At 66.1% G+C, this 16,762-nt stretch carries 17 protein-coding genes; 11 read left to right on the top strand and 6 right to left on the bottom strand.

All coding sequences use genetic code 11. The features are described from left to right. Positions 1-204: 204 nt before the first annotated feature. Positions 205-1,050: a hypothetical protein gene (locus GGR45_RS07305; RefSeq protein ID WP_175311737.1), complete on the top strand. Its 846-nt coding sequence runs from the start codon at positions 205-207 to the stop codon at positions 1,048-1,050. Positions 1,051-1,283: 233 nt separating this feature from the next. On the opposite strand, the gene serA is transcribed toward GGR45_RS07305, so the two are convergent. Together serA and GGR45_RS07295 are read right to left on the bottom strand one after the other, a co-directional pair. Then, a complete protein-coding gene (gene serA / locus GGR45_RS07300) occupies positions 1,284-2,861 on the bottom strand; it encodes a phosphoglycerate dehydrogenase (RefSeq protein ID WP_175311738.1) in 1,578 nt (525 codons plus the stop codon). Between the two features lie 81 nt (positions 2,862-2,942). Continuing rightward, positions 2,943-4,100 (bottom strand): phosphoserine transaminase, encoded by a 1,158-nt coding sequence (locus GGR45_RS07295; RefSeq protein WP_175311739.1) that lies wholly within the window; start codon positions 4,098-4,100, stop codon positions 2,943-2,945. Positions 4,101-4,405: 305 nt separating this feature from the next. Here GGR45_RS07295 and GGR45_RS07290 point away from each other — a divergent pair, with 305 nt between their 5' ends. Genes GGR45_RS07290 through GGR45_RS07275 form a run of 4 tightly spaced genes read left to right on the top strand, consistent with a single transcriptional unit; the run spans position 4,406 to position 6,759 of the window. Next, positions 4,406-4,912, top strand: a complete 507-nt coding sequence (locus GGR45_RS07290) for a DUF2975 domain-containing protein (protein ID WP_175311740.1) — start codon at positions 4,406-4,408, stop codon at positions 4,910-4,912. Continuing rightward, on the top strand, positions 4,912-5,133 hold the full coding sequence (locus tag GGR45_RS07285) for a helix-turn-helix domain-containing protein (protein WP_175311741.1): 222 nt from the start codon (positions 4,912-4,914) through the stop codon (positions 5,131-5,133). The genes GGR45_RS07290 and GGR45_RS07285 overlap by 1 nt, the downstream gene beginning before the upstream one ends. A gap of 42 nt (positions 5,134-5,175) precedes the next feature. Continuing rightward, on the top strand, positions 5,176-5,838 hold the full coding sequence (locus GGR45_RS07280; protein ID WP_175311742.1) for an extensin-like domain-containing protein: 663 nt from the start codon (positions 5,176-5,178) through the stop codon (positions 5,836-5,838). Between the two features lie 33 nt (positions 5,839-5,871). Further along, positions 5,872-6,759 carry an LOG family protein gene (locus GGR45_RS07275; RefSeq protein WP_175311743.1) on the top strand — a complete coding sequence of 296 codons (888 nt, stop codon included), beginning with the start codon at positions 5,872-5,874 and terminating at the stop codon, positions 6,757-6,759. A gap of 112 nt (positions 6,760-6,871) precedes the next feature. Here the strand turns inward: GGR45_RS07275 and GGR45_RS07270 are convergent, their stop codons facing one another. Further along, positions 6,872-7,270 (bottom strand): hypothetical protein, encoded by a 399-nt coding sequence (locus GGR45_RS07270; RefSeq protein WP_175311744.1) that lies wholly within the window; start codon positions 7,268-7,270, stop codon positions 6,872-6,874. A 114-nt stretch (positions 7,271-7,384) separates the two neighbouring features. Between GGR45_RS07270 and GGR45_RS07265 the strand changes: the two genes are divergently transcribed. From GGR45_RS07265 to GGR45_RS07250, 4 genes are read left to right on the top strand one after another with little or no spacing between them, the layout of a single operon-like run. Continuing rightward, positions 7,385-8,731 carry a M48 family metalloprotease gene (locus GGR45_RS07265; protein WP_175311745.1) on the top strand — a complete coding sequence of 449 codons (1,347 nt, stop codon included), beginning with the start codon at positions 7,385-7,387 and terminating at the stop codon, positions 8,729-8,731. Further along, positions 8,731-9,438, top strand: a complete 708-nt coding sequence (locus tag GGR45_RS07260) for a DsbA family protein (protein ID WP_175311746.1) — start codon at positions 8,731-8,733, stop codon at positions 9,436-9,438. The genes GGR45_RS07265 and GGR45_RS07260 overlap by 1 nt, the downstream gene beginning before the upstream one ends. 35 nt (positions 9,439-9,473) lie before the next feature. Next, positions 9,474-10,406: an ABC transporter ATP-binding protein gene (locus GGR45_RS07255; protein ID WP_175311747.1), complete on the top strand. Its 933-nt coding sequence runs from the start codon at positions 9,474-9,476 to the stop codon at positions 10,404-10,406. Beyond that, positions 10,403-11,164 carry an ABC transporter permease gene (locus GGR45_RS07250; protein WP_175311748.1) on the top strand — a complete coding sequence of 254 codons (762 nt, stop codon included), beginning with the start codon at positions 10,403-10,405 and terminating at the stop codon, positions 11,162-11,164. Before GGR45_RS07255 ends, GGR45_RS07250 begins: the two co-directional genes overlap by 4 nt. Positions 11,165-11,263: 99 nt before the next feature. Here the strand turns inward: GGR45_RS07250 and GGR45_RS07245 are convergent, their stop codons facing one another. Both GGR45_RS07245 and glpX read right to left on the bottom strand, forming a co-directional pair. Next, a complete protein-coding gene (locus tag GGR45_RS07245) occupies positions 11,264-12,013 on the bottom strand; it encodes a CPBP family intramembrane glutamic endopeptidase (protein ID WP_175311749.1) in 750 nt (249 codons plus the stop codon). Positions 12,014-12,146: 133 nt separating this feature from the next. Continuing rightward, positions 12,147-13,109: a class II fructose-bisphosphatase gene (gene glpX, locus GGR45_RS07240; protein WP_175311750.1), complete on the bottom strand. Its 963-nt coding sequence runs from the start codon at positions 13,107-13,109 to the stop codon at positions 12,147-12,149. Positions 13,110-13,262: 153 nt separating this feature from the next. Between glpX and GGR45_RS07235 the strand changes: the two genes are divergently transcribed. Together GGR45_RS07235 and GGR45_RS07230 are read left to right on the top strand one after the other, a co-directional pair. Continuing rightward, positions 13,263-14,006: an ATP-binding cassette domain-containing protein gene (locus GGR45_RS07235; RefSeq protein WP_175311806.1), complete on the top strand. Its 744-nt coding sequence runs from the start codon at positions 13,263-13,265 to the stop codon at positions 14,004-14,006. Continuing rightward, on the top strand, positions 14,003-15,544 hold the full coding sequence (locus GGR45_RS07230; RefSeq protein ID WP_175311751.1) for a glycine betaine ABC transporter substrate-binding protein: 1,542 nt from the start codon (positions 14,003-14,005) through the stop codon (positions 15,542-15,544). Before GGR45_RS07235 ends, GGR45_RS07230 begins: the two co-directional genes overlap by 4 nt. A gap of 390 nt (positions 15,545-15,934) precedes the next feature. On the opposite strand, the gene dapD is transcribed toward GGR45_RS07230, so the two are convergent. Beyond that, a complete protein-coding gene (gene dapD / locus GGR45_RS07225) occupies positions 15,935-16,762 on the bottom strand; it encodes a 2,3,4,5-tetrahydropyridine-2,6-dicarboxylate N-succinyltransferase (RefSeq protein ID WP_175311752.1) in 828 nt (275 codons plus the stop codon).

Below are 16,762 nucleotides of genomic sequence, written 5' to 3'. Positions count from 1 at the left end.
ATGGACGAGCGGATCACGCGGTAAAGGCCCTACTGTTCGTTTTGCCGCCCGCGGGCAGGCGCGGTGCGTGATTGGTCATTCATGGTATCGCCGTCAACCTCGTTCACGGTCCGGCAGGCACGGCAGGAACCTTCCGGAGGCGCAACGACTTTACATCCCAATTATCATACTCATGGCGACATTTGAGAAACAGGGATCATTATCTTGAAAACGCATTCGGATTACGCGCTGCCCGATCCATCGGGGCTCCTTCCCGATCGGCCGATCGCGGTCCGGCATCCGGGTTTTGCCGATCATCGGAAGATGCCGTTCCTAGGCCTCATCTTCCTGGCCTTCTTTCTGGGCGTCGGGATTTCGGCGCTGCCCGGCCTCTATTCCGATTACCGCATCCTGCGCGCGCCGGTCGAGGTCAGCGACGCCGAGATCAGCAACGCCGGATGTCGTTCGCGCAAGCTCAGCATCAATTGTAAGGCGGATATCCTTTATCGCCGGGACGGCACGAGCCAGACCCGGTCAGTGTCCTTCTCCTTCGTCGAGCCGGGCTTCCGCGAATATGAAAGCGTGGTCCTCGCGGAGCGGGGCAATCCGGACAATCTTACCCTGTCGCTGGCTATCGAGAAGTTCTGGAATCGGCTCACCGGCGCGCTGGGCATGATGGCCCTGTTCGGCATCCTGGGCGTCTACATGCTACGTCGCTATGGTCAGCTTTCGGCAACGATAAAGGCATTCAAGCAGCCCGCCATCCTGCAACCCGTCTGGGCGCGCGTCACCCACCGTGCCGACAAACGCGGCACTTCGCGCATTACCTACGCGGCGATCGGAACCCCTAACAATGCTGCCGTTGTCAGTGACATCGGCAAGACCGAGACGGCATGGATCCATTACGATCCGGTCCAGGATGAGACCTTCACCCTGGCGGCGGTGCATCCACATGCGCCCTTCCCCGCCCTGCTGGATGAACAGATGGAGCGACTCGACCTCAACTTGGACGAGGCGGCCAAGGCCCGCGCGCGCCGAGACGCGCTGCTTTCACCAGAACCGGTAGAGTAACGGACGGGGGGCCTAGCGCCTCATTTCTTATCGAGTTGGGTCAGCCCATCACTGCTTTCCGCCTGCAGATAGCACTTCGCTCCTGGCGGGCATCACGGCGTCAGCCCAAGCCCTTCGCGCCATTCGCCAAGCCATGCTTGGTGCAGGCGAAGCGCCTCGACTGAAACCCAAGACAAAGGAGCCGGATGCCTTACGCACCCGGCCCCTCGGCCAAACTTTCCGACCCTATCGGATCAGAACGCCAACCCCATCGCGGTCTTCACGCCCGGCAGCGCCTTGACCTTGGCCAGCAGCTCCGCGTCCACCGCCTCGTCGACCGAGAGCAGCAGCACCGCCTCGCCGCCCGCCGAGCGGCGGCCGAGGTGGAAGGTGCCGATATTGACGCCCGCCTCGCCCAGCGTGGTGCCCAGGCGGCCGATGAAGCCCGGCGCGTCCTCGTTGACGACGTACAGCATCGGCCCGGCCAGATCGGCCTCGACCTTGATGCCGAACAGCTCGACCAGACGCGGGGCCTGATCGCCGAACAGCGTACCCGCGACCGAACGCTCGCCGTCCGCGGTCGTCACCGTGACGCGGACCAGCGTGTGGTAATCACCCTCCCGGTCATGGCGCACTTCGCGTACGTCGAGCCCGCGCTCCTTGGCCAGGAACGGCGCGTTGACCATGTTCACCGTGTCCGAATGGACGCGCATGAAACCCGCCAGCACGGCGCCCGTGATCGGCTTGAGGTTCAGCGCGGCGGCGGCACCCTCCGCCTCGATCGCGATGCCCGTCACCGCGCCGTGCGCCAGCTGGCCGACCAGCGAGCCGAGCTTTTCGGCCAGCGCCATATACGGCTTGAGCTTGGGGGCTTCCTCGGCGGTGAGGCTGGGCATGTTGAGCGCGTTGGTGACGCCGCCCGAGACCAGGAAGTCGGCCAGCTGCTCGGCGACCTGGATCGCGACATTGACCTGCGCTTCGGTGGTCGACGCGCCGAGATGCGGCGTCGAGATGAAGTTCGGCGTGCCGAACAGCGGGCTTTCCTTGGCTGGCTCCACCTTGAACACGTCGAGCGCCGCGCCGCCGATATGACCCGAATCGAGGCCCGCCTTCAACGCGTCCTCGTCGATCAGGCCGCCACGCGCGCAGTTGATGATGCGCACGCCCTTCTTGGTCTTGGCGAGGTTCTCGGCCGACAGGATGTTGCGGGTCTGGTCGGTCAAGGGCGTGTGCAGCGTGATGAAGTCGGCACGCGCCAGCAGTTCGTCCAGCGTCACCTTATCGACGCCCATTTCCAGCGCGCGTTCGGGCGTCAGGAACGGGTCGAAGGCGACGACCTTCATCCGCAAGCCCAACGCGCGGTCGGCGACGATCGAGCCGATATTGCCCGCACCGATCAGGCCAAGCGTCTTCGACGTCAGCTCGACGCCCATGAAGCGGTTCTTCTCCCACTTGCCCGCTTGCGTCGAGGCATCGGCCTCGGGCAGCTGGCGGGCAAGCGCGAACATCAGCGCGATGGCGTGTTCGGCAGTGGTGATCGAGTTGCCGAACGGCGTGTTCATCACCACCACGCCCTTGGCGCTGGCGGCGGGAATGTCGACGTTATCGACACCGATCCCGGCGCGGCCGACGACCTTCAAATTGGTCGCGTGCTCGAGGATGTCCTTGGTCACCTTGGTCGAGCTGCGGATCGCCAGGCCGTCATACTGGCCGATGATCGCCTTCAGCTCTTCGGGCGTCTTGCCGGTGATTTCGTCCACCTCGACCCCGCGCTCGCGGAAGATCTGGGCGGCCTTGGGGTCCATTTTGTCGCTGATGAGAACTTTGGGCATGGTGCACCTCGTCACCCCGGCACGGCCGGGGATGTGGAATGGGGAAGGTCCCCGGCACGCTGGCCGGGGCAGGTATAAGGATCAGGCCGCCTTGGCGGTCGCGTAGGCCCAGTCGAGCCATGGGCCGAGCGCCTCGATATCGGCGGTCTCGACCGTGGCGCCGCACCAGATGCGCAGGCCAGCGGGCGCGTCGCGATAACCCGCCACGTCATAGGCCGCGCCTTCGGCTTCGAGCAGCGAGGCCATCTTCTTGATGACCGCCTCATCCGCGCCCTCGACCGTCAGGCAGACGCTGGTGGTCGAGCGGATCGCCGGATCGGCGGCGAGATGACCGAGCCAATCGCGCTCCTCGACGATCTTGTTCAGCGCCGCCGCATTGGCATCCGACCGCTTGATGAGCCCCTCGGCGCCGCCAAGGCCCTTGCCCCATTCGAGCGCGAAGATCGCGTCTTCGACCGCGAGCATCGAGGGCGTGTTGATCGTCTCGCCCTTGAATACGCCCTCGGCCAGCTTGCCCTTCGACACCAGGCGGAACACCTTGGGCAGCGGCCAGGCGGGGGTATAGGTCTCCAGTCGCTCGACCGCGCGCGGGCCGAGGATCAGGACGCCGTGCGCGCCCTCGCCGCCCAGCACCTTCTGCCACGAGAAGGTCGCGACATCGATCTTGTCCCAGGGCAGGTCATAGGCGAACACCGCGCTGGTCGCGTCGGCGAAGGACAGGCCTTCGCGGTCGTCGGCGATCCAGTCGCCGTTCGGCACGCGCACGCCCGAGGTGGTGCCGTTCCAGGTGAATAGCACGTCGTTCGACCAGTCGACCGCGTTCAGGTCCGCGATCTGGCCGTAATCGGCGCGCAGGACCGTGGGATCGAGCTTCAACTGCTTGACCGCGTCGGTCACCCAGCCCTCACCGAAGCTTTCCCAGGCTAGCGTCGTGACGGGCCGCGCGCCCAACATGGTCCACATCGCCATCTCGAACGCGCCGGTGTCGGAGCCGGGGACAATGCCGATGCGGTGGGTGTCGGGAAGCTTGAGCAGCTCGCGCATCAGGTCGATGCAATATTGCAGCCGCTGCTTGCCCAGCTTCGAGCGATGCGAACGGCCAAGGCTGTCCGTCGCGAGCTTGGCGGCATCCCATCCGGGAGGCTTGGCGCAGGGGCCACTGGAAAAATAGGGACGCGCCGGTTTGGTGGCGGGCTTCGCAGGCGCAAGCGTGGCGTCGGCGGCAGTCATATCAGTCATTTAAGACTCTCCTCACAGAGAGCACGCGCGGCGTTGGGACCGCGTGGCCCGTCGACGGCCCTAACGATGTCGATCGAAGATGACAACCACAATCGTTGTGACGCAATTTTGCATTCGCGACACGGCTGGTTGCGGCGATTTCGCAACGTCCGGTCGCTTCACACTGCGCCCCCCATAGGCGCACCTTCGGCCTAGATTGAGGGCTCAAGCGGCGGAGCATATCGTTTTTCAATAATTATATTGCATGACATTCGATACGGATTTATCGAATAACAATATTCGCAAGAAATGGAGGACCGACGGTCATGACACGCTTTGCCAGTCACATCAGTACGCTGCTCTACACGGTCCTGCTCGCCATTCTGGCCTTCGTCACGGCGGTCCTCCTGGCGGCGGTCGGGGTGCTGATCGTGAATGCGATCTCGCCCGGCGCGCTGGGGGCGGTGCATGTCAACCCACAGGCGCTGGACGTGAAGACGCCCAGCGTGGTCGCCGCAGCACTGGCGGTCATGCTGATCGCGCTGGGCCTCGCCTGGGCCGCGCTGCTTCCGCTGATCCAGATGCTGCGCAGCACGGCGGCGGGCGCGCCCTTCACCCTCGCCAATGTCAAGCGGCTGAACTGGATCGCGGGCACCATAGCGGTCGCCTATCTGCTGCAATTCGCGCTGCCCCCTATCCTGCCCTTCGATGCGCAGGGCATGGTCAAGCCGATGGGCGTGGACGGCGTGTTCGCCATCCTGCTGACGCTGGTGCTGGCGCAGATTTTCCGTGAGGGCGTGCGGCTGCGCGAGGATGCCGAAGGAACGATCTGATGGCGATCCGCATCAATCTCGACCGGCTGTTGCTCGACCGCCGCATGTCGCTGACCGAACTGGCTGAGCGGGTCGACCTGACGCTCGCCAACCTGTCGATCCTGAAGACCGGCAAGGCACGGGCGATCCGCTTCACCACGCTGGATGCGATCTGCACCGCGCTCGATTGCCAGCCGGGCGACATATTGGAGCATGTCGCAGACACGCCTCCGCATGACTGATCGGGGCTGACAAAAGCGAAGCGGCGAGGAACAAGGGGGCATATGGTTCGCGTCCCCCTGTTCTTGATCGTCCCGATTCTGGGGGCCGCGCTGCTCTCGGCATGCGGCCGTCCCGACCGACCCGTCCAGCAGGCCTCGCGCCCCGAACCCTATCGCCCGCCAGTGCGCGAGACAGCCCAATGCGAAGCCGATCTGCGGCGCGAGGGGGTGGATTATCGCCGCCTGCCCGACAAGGATCTTGGCCCCGGCTGCGGCCTGTACGGCGCAGTGCAACTGACCGACATCGGCGTGCCGGTCACCGGCGTCACCGCGATGCGGTGCGGCAATGCGCGGGCTTTTGCAGGATGGGTGCGCAACGCCGTCGCCCCTGCCGCGTGGCAGATTCTCGGTTCGCCGCTGGTCAAGGTCGAGGGGATGGGCACCTATGCCTGTCGCAATATCGTCGGCAGCGCGCGGATCGGCGACCGGCGTTCGGGCCATGCGCTGGCCAATGCGGTGGATATCGGCGGCTTCGTGCTGAAGGACGGGCGGCGGATCACGCTGCTGGGCGACTGGTATTCGAGCGACCCGCAGATCCGGCAATTCTGGACCACCATCCGCGCCTCAGCGTGTCGGCGGTTCGGCACGGTGCTGAGCCCCGACTATAACGCGGCACACCGCAACCACCTGCATCTGGAGGATGATGCGGCGCATTTTTGCCGGTAGCGCGAGCGACAACGATACCCTACATCACCCAAAATGACCGATAAAACCCAAGTACCGAACCGCGTCTTCCCCAATGCCAGCCAGGACGCCGAGAGCGCCAAGACGATCGTCTCGACGCCGCAGACCGAAAGCCCGGCCTATACGCTGGCCTTTCAGGACATGGACTTCCTGCTGCGCGAAGACCTTCGCCCCGTGCGTTTCCAGCTGGAACTGCTGAAGGCGCAGCTTCTGCTTGAAGAGGCCAAGATCGCCTCGACCTTCGTCTTCTATGGCTCGGCCCGCATCCCGGAGCCCGCCAAGGCCGAGGCGTTGCTGGCGCTGGCGCATGACGACAAGTCGCGCAAGATCGCCGAGAACCTCGTCGCCAAGAGCAAATATTACGACATCGCGCGCGAACTGGCCCAGATCACCAGCCGCCTGCCCCGTGATGATCGCGGGATGCGCCAGTTCGTGGTCTGCTCGGGGGGCGGCCCCTCGATCATGGAAGCCGCCAATCGCGGTGCCCATGACGTCGGCGCCGAGTCGGTCGGGCTCAACATCGTCCTGCCGCACGAGCAGGCACCCAATCCGTACGTCACGCCGTCGCTGTCCTTGCAGTTCCACTATTTCGCGCTGCGTAAGATGCACTTCCTGCTCCACGCGCGCGCACTGGCGGCCTTCCCGGGCGGCTTCGGCACGTTCGACGAGCTGTTCGAGCTGCTGACCCTGATCCAGACGGGCAAAATCCAGCCCATTCCCGTCCTGCTGTTCGGCCGCGCCTTCTGGGAACGCGTCGTCAATTTCGAGGCGCTGGTCGAGGAAGGCGTGGTGTCCGAGCGGGATCTCGGCATCTTCACCTATGTCGAAACCGCCGAGGAAGCCTGGGACGTGGTCCGCAACTTCTACGAAGAGCGCGCCCGCAAGGAAGCCGAGCAGGCGTAACGCCGGTCGGTTGGCCAATATAGCCCCTCCCCTTCAGGGGAGGGGTTGGGGTGGGGCCTATCCCCCGACGAAGCGCTTGCGGAAGCGCCCACCCCTGAAGGGGAGGAGAGGCTTAAACCTTCGCCATCGCCCGCGACGCGGTGCACAGGTTACGGCCCGCCCCTCGCGGGACTGGCACGGCGACGCTCACCCCCTTTGCCGCATCGCGAAAACCGAGCAGGCGGAAGTCGTGGCCGATGCCGCCCTGTTCGATCCAGACCAGCCACAGGTCGCGCACCCGATACGCCCGCAGGAACCGCACGCGCGGCGGCGAGTGGGGGGCCACGACATCCGATGGGTTGAACGGCGCGCCCGCGTCGGCAATGGGGCGGCCGATCGCCGCCAGCAGCGCGTCGTGCACCGGCTTGGGCAAATCCGCCATCCGCCGGATCTCAGGCCGGGCACCCGCGATGGTGCAGTCGGCAAGTTTGGGCATGGGATAAGCCGGCCCGGACTCGATCATCACCATCATCACGACACCCTTTCGTTCGCCAGGCGTTCAGCCGCCCTATGCCAGAGCCCATCCACCCCGTCATATCCTGCATAGCAGGTTGTGTACCGCAACCGACCCGTGGATAGAGGAAGCATGAAGCGTCTGATCGCCGCCTTTGCCGTTACGGTCCTGGTCTGGGCGCAACCGGCCGCCGCGCAATCGATCCTGCGCGATGCCGAAACCGAATCGCTGTTCGCCGACATGGCTGCACCGATGATCAAGGCCGCCGGGCTGTCGCCTCGCGACGTGAAGATCGTGCTCATCAACGACGATTCGATCAACGCCTTCGTCGCGGGCGGACAGATCGTCTATGTCCATTCGGGGCTGCTCCAGGCGGCGGACAATGTGAACGAGGTGCAGGGCGTCGTCGCGCACGAGTTGGGCCATATCGCCGATGGCCATGTCATCCTGGGCGAGCAGGCGATGAAGCCCGCGATGAAGATGCAGCTGCTGTCGATGGTACTGGGGCTGGCGACCCTCGCGATGGGCGGCGGTGCGGCGGGCATGGGCGTCATGGCGGCGGGGCAGCAGGCGGCGATGGGCCAGGTCCTCGCCTTCAGCCGCAACCAGGAATCGGCCGCCGACGCGGCGGGTGCGCGCTATCTGACGACGGCCGGCGTCACCGGCAAGGGGATGCTGAGCTTCTTCAAGAAGCTCCAGAACCAGCAATATCGTTATGGCTACACCAATATCGACCCGTTCGCGCAGACCCATCCGCTGTCGTCGGTGCGCATCCAGTCGCTGACCGCCGATCTCCAGGCCTCGCCCGCCTGGAACAAGCCGATCGACGCCAAACTCCAGGAGCGGTTCCTGCGGGTAAAGGCCAAGCTGTTCGGCTATGTCTCGCCGCCCGAGACGACGCTGAGCAAATATCCGGACAGCGACCAATCGATCTATGCGCACTATGCCCGGGCCTATGCCTATCACAAGGCCGCCTATCCCGACAAAGCCGAGGCCGAGGCCGCCGCGCTGATCGCCAAGGACCCCAAGGATCCTTATTTCGAGGAAATCCAGGGCCAGATCCTGCTCGAATCGGGCAAGCCGCAGGAGGCGCTGGCCCCCTTGCGCGCCGCGACCATGGGGTCGGGCCAGAATGCGCTGATCGCCACGACCTTTGGCCATGCCCTCATCGCGACCGAGGACAAGCGCAACCTGCCCGAAGCGGTGAAGGTGCTGAAGGTCGCGGTCCAGCGCGACGAGGACAACCCCTTTGCCTGGGTCCAGCTGGGCACCGCTTATGAGCAGCTGGGCGACGAGCCACGGGCTGCGCTCGCCACGGCCGAGCGGGCCAGCATGATGGGCGACAACCGTACGGCCATCCAGAGCGCGCGCTATGCGATGGCCAATCTCACCCCCAACACGTCCGAATGGATTCGGGCGCAGGATATCGCCATGACCTCTGCCGACGCCGCCGCCAGTTCGAAGAAGAAGCGCCGCTGATGGGGGTGAAGACACTGGCCGCCGTCGCGGTTCTGGGTGGCCTGGTCGGCGGCGGCGCCGCTATGGCGCTCGCCCCCCTCGTCGCGCCGAATGCCGCATCGGGCGACACGATCCGTGCCTATCTGCTCGACCATCCCGAGGTTATCCCGGAGGCGATGCAGCGCCTGCAGGACCGCGAACAGGGCAAGGCGGTGGCCGCGATCGGCGGCGACCTGACCAAGCCGTTCGGCAATGCCTATACCGGCAACCCCAAGGGCGATGTCACGCTGGTCGAGTTCTACGACTATAATTGCGGATATTGCCGGGCCAGCCTGCCGCTGCTGAAAGCGCTGACCCAGGCCGATCCGAAATTGCGCATCGTCTATCGCGAGCTGCCAATCCTGGCGCCATCGAGCAAGGCGGCGGCGCGCGCCAGCCTGCTTGCCGCGTCCCAGGGCAAGTTCGCCGCCTTCCACGACGCGCTCTATGCCGGTGGTCCCGTCAGCGACGCGACCATTGCCGCCGCCGCCGCCAAGGCCGGGGTCGACATGAGCAAGATGGCCGCGTTCCAGCCCCAGGCGGATGCCGAGATCCGGCGCAATCTGGAGGCCGCCGGTCGCCTGGGCCTGACCGGCACGCCGAGCTGGATCGTCGGCAACCGCGTCCTGTCGGGTGCGCTGCCGATCGAGGAGTTGCAAAAGGCCATCGCCGCCGCGCGAAACGGTTGATAAAGCGGCGGTCTTCCAACGGGGGACTCTGCCGCATGACCGACCCGATCCTGTCCGTCGAGGGCGTGACCAAGACCTATAAGGGCGGCGTCACCGCCCTCCAACCCGTCGACCTGGAGATAAGGCGCGGAGAAATCTTCGCTTTGCTGGGTCCGAACGGGGCGGGCAAGACGACGCTGATCTCGATCGTCTGCGGCATTGTCACGCCCTCTGCGGGCACGATCCGCGTCGACGGGCATGATGCGCTTCGCGACTATAAGGGCGCGCGACGCAAGATCGGGCTGGTGCCGCAGGAACTGTCGGTCGACATGTTCGAGCGGGTCATCGACACGGTCAATTTCAGCCGGGGCCTCTTCGGCCGCGCACCCGATCCGGCCTATGTCGAGCAGGTCCTGCGCGACCTGTCGCTGTGGGACAAGCGCCATGCCAAGCTGATGGAGCTGTCGGGCGGCATGAAGCGCCGCGTGCTGATCGCCAAGGCGCTGTCCCACGAACCCGATCTGCTGTTCCTCGACGAACCCACGGCGGGCGTCGACGTCGAACTGCGCCGCGACATGTGGAAACTGGTCCACCGGCTTCGCGAGCGGGGCGTCACCATCATCCTGACCACCCATTATATCGAGGAGGCCGAGGAGATGGCCGACCGGGTGGGCGTGATCGCCAAGGGCAAGCTGCTGCTGGTCGAGGAAAAGGCCGAGATGATGAAGAAGCTCGGCAAGCGCGAGATGGTGCTGACGCTGGCCGAGCCGATGACGGCGATCCCGGCGGAACTGGGCGAGTGGAATCTGACGCTGGAGGATGAGGGCAAGCGCCTGCGGTATATCTTCGACGCGCGTGCCGAGCGGACCGGCATCCCTTCGCTGCTGCGCCAGCTGGGCGACATGGATATCGGCTTCAACGATCTGGAAACCTACAAATCCTCGCTGGAGGATATCTTCGTCGATCTGGTCGAGGGGACGCGCGCATGAACCTGCATGGCATATGGTCGATCTATCGCTTCGAAATGGCGCGGTTCCGGCGGACGGTGTGGACCAGTCTGATGGTGCCGGTCATCACCACCACTCTGTATTTCGTGGTGTTCGGCACCGCGATCGGATCGGCGATGAACCAGGTCTCCGGCGTGCCCTATGGCGCGTTCATCGTGCCGGGGCTCATGCTGCTGTCGATCTTTTCGGAGAGCATCCTGAACGCCAGTCTGGGCATCTACATGCCCAAATTCACCGGGACCATGTACGAGATATTGTCGGCGCCCTTGTCGCCGATCGAGACGGTGCTGGGCTATGTCGGTGCCGCGGCGAGCAAGTCGATGGTGATCGGGCTGGTGATCCTGGCCACCGCCTATCTGTTCGTCGACCTGTCGATCCTGCATCCGGTGGCGATGCTCTTCTACCTGTTGCTGGTCGCCGTGACCTTCTCACTGTTCGGCTTCGCCATCGGCATCTGGGCGCGCGGGTTCGAACAGTTGCAGGTCATTCCGCTGCTGATCGTCACGCCGCTGACCTTCCTCGGCGGCGCTTTCTACTCGGTGACGATCCTGCCCGAACCGTGGCGCACCGTGACGCTGTTCAACCCGGTCGTGTATCTCATCAACGGCTTTCGCTGGACCTTCTTCGGCACCTCGGACGTGACGCCGGGGGTGAGCCTGGGGGTGACGGCGCTGTTCCTGCTGGCGTGCCTGGCATGGATCGGTTGGATCTTCCGCACCGGCTGGCGGCTGAAGAACTAAAAGGATTTTTCCCCTGCGAGGGGAGGTGGCAGGGCGCAAGCCCTGACGGAGGGGGCTTGCCATAAAGGTCGTCCTTTGCGGCACGCCCCCTCCACCAGCCTATGGCTGGTCCCCCTCCCCGTGCCGGGGAGGATTTTTGCTGAGCGCCCCGCTCAGCAACGGCGTCACGACCAGACCGTTCAGGTCGACCAGCACATGGACCAGCATCACCACCCACAGCGCGCCGGTCATCAGATACAGTCCGGTCATCACCGCCCCCAAGGCGGTGGTGACCAGGATACCGACCCAGCCCTGATAGCGGTGCATCGCCCCGAACAGGATCAGCGACGCGGCAAAGCCGATGCCCGCCTGCCCCGTCGCCATCGCGACCAGCAGCGGCAGGTAAAGGCGGAAGAACGCCTCCTCCGTCACCCCCGCCATGACGCTGAGCGCCGCGGTATATTTCAGTTCGCGCCGTTCGCGCGGCAGCAGCGCGGAGACGTCGCCGAGTGGCTTGCGCCCCCTCACCCGCGCCAGCAACGCACCGGCGACCAGTCCACCGATCGCGCCACCGATCAGCATCCCCTGCATGGCTTCGCCACTGTCGAAGATCGGCGGCATGATGCGCGCGATGGCGGCGAACTCGTCCGGCATCACCACCAACGCGTCGATTCGGCCGAGCAGCACCAGCCCGACCACCACCGGCAACAGGAACGCCAACGCCGCCCGCACCAGCCACAGCCGAAACCGCATCCGCCGCGAATGGCCGTCGTTCAGCGTCTTGAACTGCCGATATTCGCCCAGATCGCCTTTGTGGAACCACCAGACACCGCCAAGGGCCGCGAGCAGCAACAGGGCGGCGGCTACCATCCACCCCTCCCCTTCAGGGGAGGGGCAGGGGCAGGGGGTGGCGCGCTTGCGCAAGCACCGGGTGCGAGGCGAGACCCCACCCCAACCCCTCCCCTGAAGGGGAGGGGCTTAGTCAAGACACATCCTTCACGCATCAAAGCCGATGCTGCCCCTTGACCCAGCGGACCGTGCCCGACGAAGCGCGCATCACCACGCTCTCGGTCGTCATGACCTTGGCGTGCCGTTTCACGCCCGCCAGCAGCGAACCGTCGGTCACGCCGGTCGCCGCGAAGATACAGTCGCCCTGCGCCAGTTCGGTCAGGTCATATTGCTTGTCGAGATCGGTCACGCCCCATTTGTGCGCCCGCGCCCGCTCGGCATCGTTGCGGAACAGCAGCCGCCCCTTGAACTGCCCGCCGACACAACGCAGCGCCGCGCAGGCCAACACGCCCTCGGGCGCGCCACCCGAGCCCATATAGACGTCGATCGTCGTATCCGGGTCGGTGGTCGCGATCACCCCCGCCACGTCGCCGTCACCGATCAGCACCACGCCGCAGCCCAGGCCGCGCAATTCGGCGATCAGCCCTTCATGCCGGGGCCGGTCGAGCACGCATACGACGATGTCCTTAGCCTGAACCCCCTTGGCCTCGGCGATGGCGCGGATATTGTCGCTGGGGCTGCGGTCCAGATCGATGACGCCCGCCGGATAGCCGGGGCCGACCGCGATCTTGTCCATATAGACGTCGGGCGCGTTGAGGAGATGCCCCTTCTCCGCGATCGCCAGCACCGCCAGGCTGTTGGGTCCGGCCTTGGCGCAGATGGTGGTGCCCTCCAGCGGGTCGAGCGCGATGTCGATCTCGGGGCCTTTGCCGGTGCCGACCTTCTCGCCGATGAACAGCATCGGCGCCTCATCGCGCTCGCCCTCGCCGATGACGACGGTGCCGTCCATGTCGAGTTCGTTGAGCGCGGCGCGCATCGCCTCGACCGCCGCCGCGTCCGCCGCCTTTTCGTCGCCGCGTCCGACCAGGGTCGAGGCCGCGATAGCCGCCGCCTCGGTCACGCGGACCATTTCGAGGACGAGGACACGGTCGAGAACCTGGCTGGCGGTCTGGGTCATCTTACTCTCCTGACGGTTCAAATGAGCCGCCATGTTGAACATGTTTTACGCGCCTTATCGTCTGGCACGGGCGCGGTATAGCCCCGAAACATGACGGGATGAGGCGGAATGCGCCTATCCCGCGTTGGGTCTGCCGTGAATTCCGCTTCCCCCATGATCGCGCTCGATCGCGTGCGCCGCCGCTATGGCATGGTCACGGCGATCGACGATGTCTCGCTGACCATCGCGCCCGGCGCGTTCGTCGCGCTGGTCGGCGCGTCGGGCTCGGGCAAGTCGACCCTGCTGCGCATGATCAACCGGCTGGAGGAACCCGATTCGGGTTCGGTGACGATCGATGGCCGGGATGTCACCGATCAGCCTGCCCATCGCCTGCGCCGCCGGATCGGCTATGTGTTTCAACAGCATGGCCTGTTCCCCCATATGACGGTCGCCGCCAATATCGCGATCGGCCTGACGCTGGCGGGGCGACCGGTGGGCGACCGCGTCGGCGAGATGCTCGATCTGGTCGAACTGCCGCGCGACGTGGCGACGCGCACGCCAGACGCGCTGTCCGGCGGGCAGCGTCAGCGCGTCGCCATCGCCCGCGCATTGGCGACCGCGCCGCCGATCCTGTTGCTGGACGAAGCGCTGGGCGCGCTCGATCCCGTCACGCGCGATGCGGTGGCGGGGCGGCTGGTCGATCTGCACGCGCGGCTGGGGCTGACCACCCTGCTGGTAACCCATGACATGGCCGAAGCCTTGCTCACCGCCTCGCGCGTGCTGGTGATGGACGAGGGGCGGATCGTGGCGGATGCCACGCCCGCCCAATTGGTGGCGGGTCAAGGCGGCCCGGTCGCGGAAGGGCTGATGGCGGTGCCTCGGCATCAGGCCGAACGGCTCGCGGCGCTCGCCCGATGAGCGCCTTTCTCGACGCGCTGACGCGCGTGCCGCCGCTCCTCGCGCAGCATGTGCTGGTCAGCATGGCGGCGCTGCTGCTGGGCATCGCCATCGCGATGCCGCTGGCCTTTGCCTGTGCGCGACGGCCGGCGCTGGCGCGGATCGCGCTGGGGCTGGCCAGCCTGGTGCAGACCATTCCCGCACTGGCGCTGCTCGCGCTATTCTATCCGCTGTTGCTGACCCTGTCGGGGCTGGTCGGCGGCGGGATACCGGCGCTGGGCTTTCTGCCCTCGCTGCTGGCGCTGACGCTCTATGCGCTGCTGCCGATCCTGCGCAATGGCGTGACGGGGCTGGTCGGGCTCGACCCGGCGGTGTTGCAGGCTGCCGATGCGGTGGGGATGACGCGCGGGCAAAAGCTGCGGCTGGTCGAGGCGCCGCTCGTCGCGCCGGTGCTGGCGGCGGGCATCCGCACCGCGGCGGTCTGGACGATCGGGGCGGCGACGCTGTCGACCACGGTGGGCCAGCCAAGCTTGGGTGACCTGATCTTCGCGGGGCTCCAGACCCAGGCCTGGGCGCTGGTGCTGGCGGGATGCTTCGCCGCCGCCGCGCTGGCGCTGGCGGTCGATGCGCTGATCGGGCTGATCGAGCGCGGGCTGGCGGCACGGCGGAAAGCCATGTGGCTGGGCGGGCTCATCGCACTGGCGCTGGGGATTGCGTTGGCGACGCAGCCACTCTGGCCGCGGGGTGGCGATGCACGGCGGCAGGTGGTGATAGGGGCGAAGAATTTTTCCGAGCAATATATATTGGCGCGACTCATCGGCGACCGGCTGACGCAAGCGGGATATGACGTCAGCTATCGTGACGGGCTGGGATCGACCGTGGCGTTCGAGGCGACGGCGGGGGGGCGCGTCGACGTCTATGTCGATTATGCCGGGACCTTGTGGACGACGGCGATGCACCGGCATGACGCCCCGCCCCGTGCCGCGATGCTGGGCGCGCTGAAGGATTGGACGGCAACCCGCGACGTGGTGATGCTGGGGCCGCTGGGGTTCGAGAATGCCTATGCCTTTGCGATGAAGACGCCGCTGGCGCAGCGGCTGGGCGTGCGCTCGCTCACCGATCTGGCGAGCTGGGCGCCGCGGCTGAAGCTGGGCAGCGACCTGGAGTTTCTCGACCGGCCCGAATGGGCGGCGGTGCGCGATGCTTACGGCCTGCGTTTTGCCAGCATGACGCCGTACAGCCCGACCTTCATGTACCGCGCGCTCGAGAGCGGACGGGCGGATGTGATCTCCGCCTTTTCCTCCGATGGCCGGATCGCAGCGGAGCGGCTGACCGTACTGAGCGATCCGAAGCGGGCGATCCCCGGCTATGACGCGGTGCTGCTGATGGCGAAGGACCGCGCGGGGGATGCCAAGTTCGTGCAGGCACTGCGGCCGATGGTGAACCGGATTCCCGTCGAGGCGATGCGCGAGGCGAACTACCGGGTCGACCGCGACGATGCGGCGAAGGAAAGCCCCGAGGCGGCGGCGCGGTGGCTGGCGAAGCGGGTCGGATTGTAGTTCTGGTTCACGCGAAGCCGCGAGGACGCGAAGCAGAAGGATTTTTGATTCACGCGGAGGCGCGGAGAACGCGGAGGTGGGTCGCCTTTGGCGAACGTCCCGTTTTCATCGCAGGCTGGAGAGGCAGGATGAAGGCTGCCGCCGGGCACCACACCTCCGCGTTCTCCGCGCCTCCGCGCGAACCTCATTCTACTTCACGGCTTTGCGGCTTCGCGTGAACCTTAAACCCCTCCGCAGACGTGAGGGTTTTGGAGGGCAAGGAGTCTCACCCAGAGCAGCTCCTGTGGCTTTCCCTCCCCCATCCCCTCCCGCGTGCGGGAGGGGCGTGCCTAGAATGGAGGTCACCCCTTTATCGAACGGGGCGTACCAATGTTCAGGCGTCGCGCGCCATCAATCCCGCAGCAGGTCGTTGATGCTGGTCTTCGACCGAGTCTGCGCATCGACGCGCTTGACGATCACCGCGCAGTAAAGCCCCGGCTTGCCGTCGACCGACGGGGTCGTGCCGGGCACCACCACCGAGTAAGGCGGCACATGGCCCCGGAAGACTTCGCCCGTCTCGCGGTCGATGATCTTGGTCGAGGCGCCCAGATAGACCCCCATCGACAGCACCGCGCCCTCGCCGACGCGGACGCCCTCGGCCACTTCGGCGCGCGCACCGATGAACGCACCATCCTCGATGATGACGGGGTCGGCCTGCAGCGGCTCCAGCACGCCGCCGATGCCCGCACCACCCGACAGGTGCACGTTCTTGCCGATCTGCGCACAGCTGCCCACGGTCGCCCAGGTGTCGACCATCGTGCCCTCACCGACATGGGCGCCGATATTGACGAAGCTCGGCATCAGGATTGCGCCCTTGGCGACATGCGCGCCGCGCCGCACGACGGAGCCCGGCACCGCGCGGAAACCGGCGGCACGGAAGTCGGCTTCCGACCAGCCGCTGAACTTCGACGGCACCTTGTCGAACCAGTGGCCCGCACCCGGACCATTGTCGATCAGGACGTTGTCGTTCAGCCGGAACGACAGGAGGACGGCCTTTTTCAGCCACTGGTTGACGGTCCAGCCGCCATGGCCGTCGGGCTCGGCCACGCGCGCCTCGCCGCTGTCGAGCAGCGCCAGCGCGCGGTCGACCGCGATCCGCTCCTCGCCTTGCGTCGCGAAGGTCAGTTCGGCCCGGTTTTCCCAGGCGGCGTCGATGGTGGCGGCCAGTTCATGTGCCAT

The sequence above is a fragment of the Sphingomonas zeae genome (genome assembly GCF_014197135.1).
Lineage (GTDB): Bacteria > Pseudomonadota > Alphaproteobacteria > Sphingomonadales > Sphingomonadaceae > Sphingomonas > Sphingomonas zeae.
The sequence above is the reverse complement of the archived record's forward strand: the minus strand, read 5'-3'. Positions and strand labels throughout refer to the sequence as shown.

Excerpts from the sequence above, each read along its gene's own strand:
- serA (WP_175311738.1), bottom strand. The coding sequence starts at position 2,861 with ATGCCCAAAGTTCTCATCAGCGACAAAATGGACCCCAAGGCCGCCCAG.
- GGR45_RS07295 (WP_175311739.1), bottom strand. The coding sequence starts at position 4,100 with ATGACTGATATGACTGCCGCCGACGCCACGCTTGCGCCTGCGAAGCCC.
- GGR45_RS07290 (WP_175311740.1), top strand. The coding sequence starts at position 4,406 with ATGACACGCTTTGCCAGTCACATCAGTACGCTGCTCTACACGGTCCTG.
- GGR45_RS07285 (WP_175311741.1), top strand. The coding sequence starts at position 4,912 with ATGGCGATCCGCATCAATCTCGACCGGCTGTTGCTCGACCGCCGCATG.
- GGR45_RS07280 (WP_175311742.1), top strand. The coding sequence starts at position 5,176 with ATGGTTCGCGTCCCCCTGTTCTTGATCGTCCCGATTCTGGGGGCCGCG.
- GGR45_RS07275 (WP_175311743.1), top strand. The coding sequence starts at position 5,872 with ATGACCGATAAAACCCAAGTACCGAACCGCGTCTTCCCCAATGCCAGC.
- GGR45_RS07270 (WP_175311744.1), bottom strand. The coding sequence starts at position 7,270 with ATGATGGTGATGATCGAGTCCGGGCCGGCTTATCCCATGCCCAAACTT.
- GGR45_RS07265 (WP_175311745.1), top strand. The coding sequence starts at position 7,385 with ATGAAGCGTCTGATCGCCGCCTTTGCCGTTACGGTCCTGGTCTGGGCG.
- GGR45_RS07260 (WP_175311746.1), top strand. The coding sequence starts at position 8,731 with ATGGGGGTGAAGACACTGGCCGCCGTCGCGGTTCTGGGTGGCCTGGTC.
- GGR45_RS07255 (WP_175311747.1), top strand. The coding sequence starts at position 9,474 with ATGACCGACCCGATCCTGTCCGTCGAGGGCGTGACCAAGACCTATAAG.
- GGR45_RS07250 (WP_175311748.1), top strand. The coding sequence starts at position 10,403 with ATGAACCTGCATGGCATATGGTCGATCTATCGCTTCGAAATGGCGCGG.
- GGR45_RS07245 (WP_175311749.1), bottom strand. The coding sequence starts at position 12,013 with ATGGTAGCCGCCGCCCTGTTGCTGCTCGCGGCCCTTGGCGGTGTCTGG.
- glpX (WP_175311750.1), bottom strand. The coding sequence starts at position 13,109 with ATGACCCAGACCGCCAGCCAGGTTCTCGACCGTGTCCTCGTCCTCGAA.
- GGR45_RS07235 (WP_175311806.1), top strand. The coding sequence starts at position 13,263 with ATGATCGCGCTCGATCGCGTGCGCCGCCGCTATGGCATGGTCACGGCG.
- GGR45_RS07230 (WP_175311751.1), top strand. The coding sequence starts at position 14,003 with ATGAGCGCCTTTCTCGACGCGCTGACGCGCGTGCCGCCGCTCCTCGCG.
- dapD (WP_175311752.1), bottom strand. The coding sequence starts at position 16,762 with ATGGCACATGAACTGGCCGCCACCATCGACGCCGCCTGGGAAAACCGG.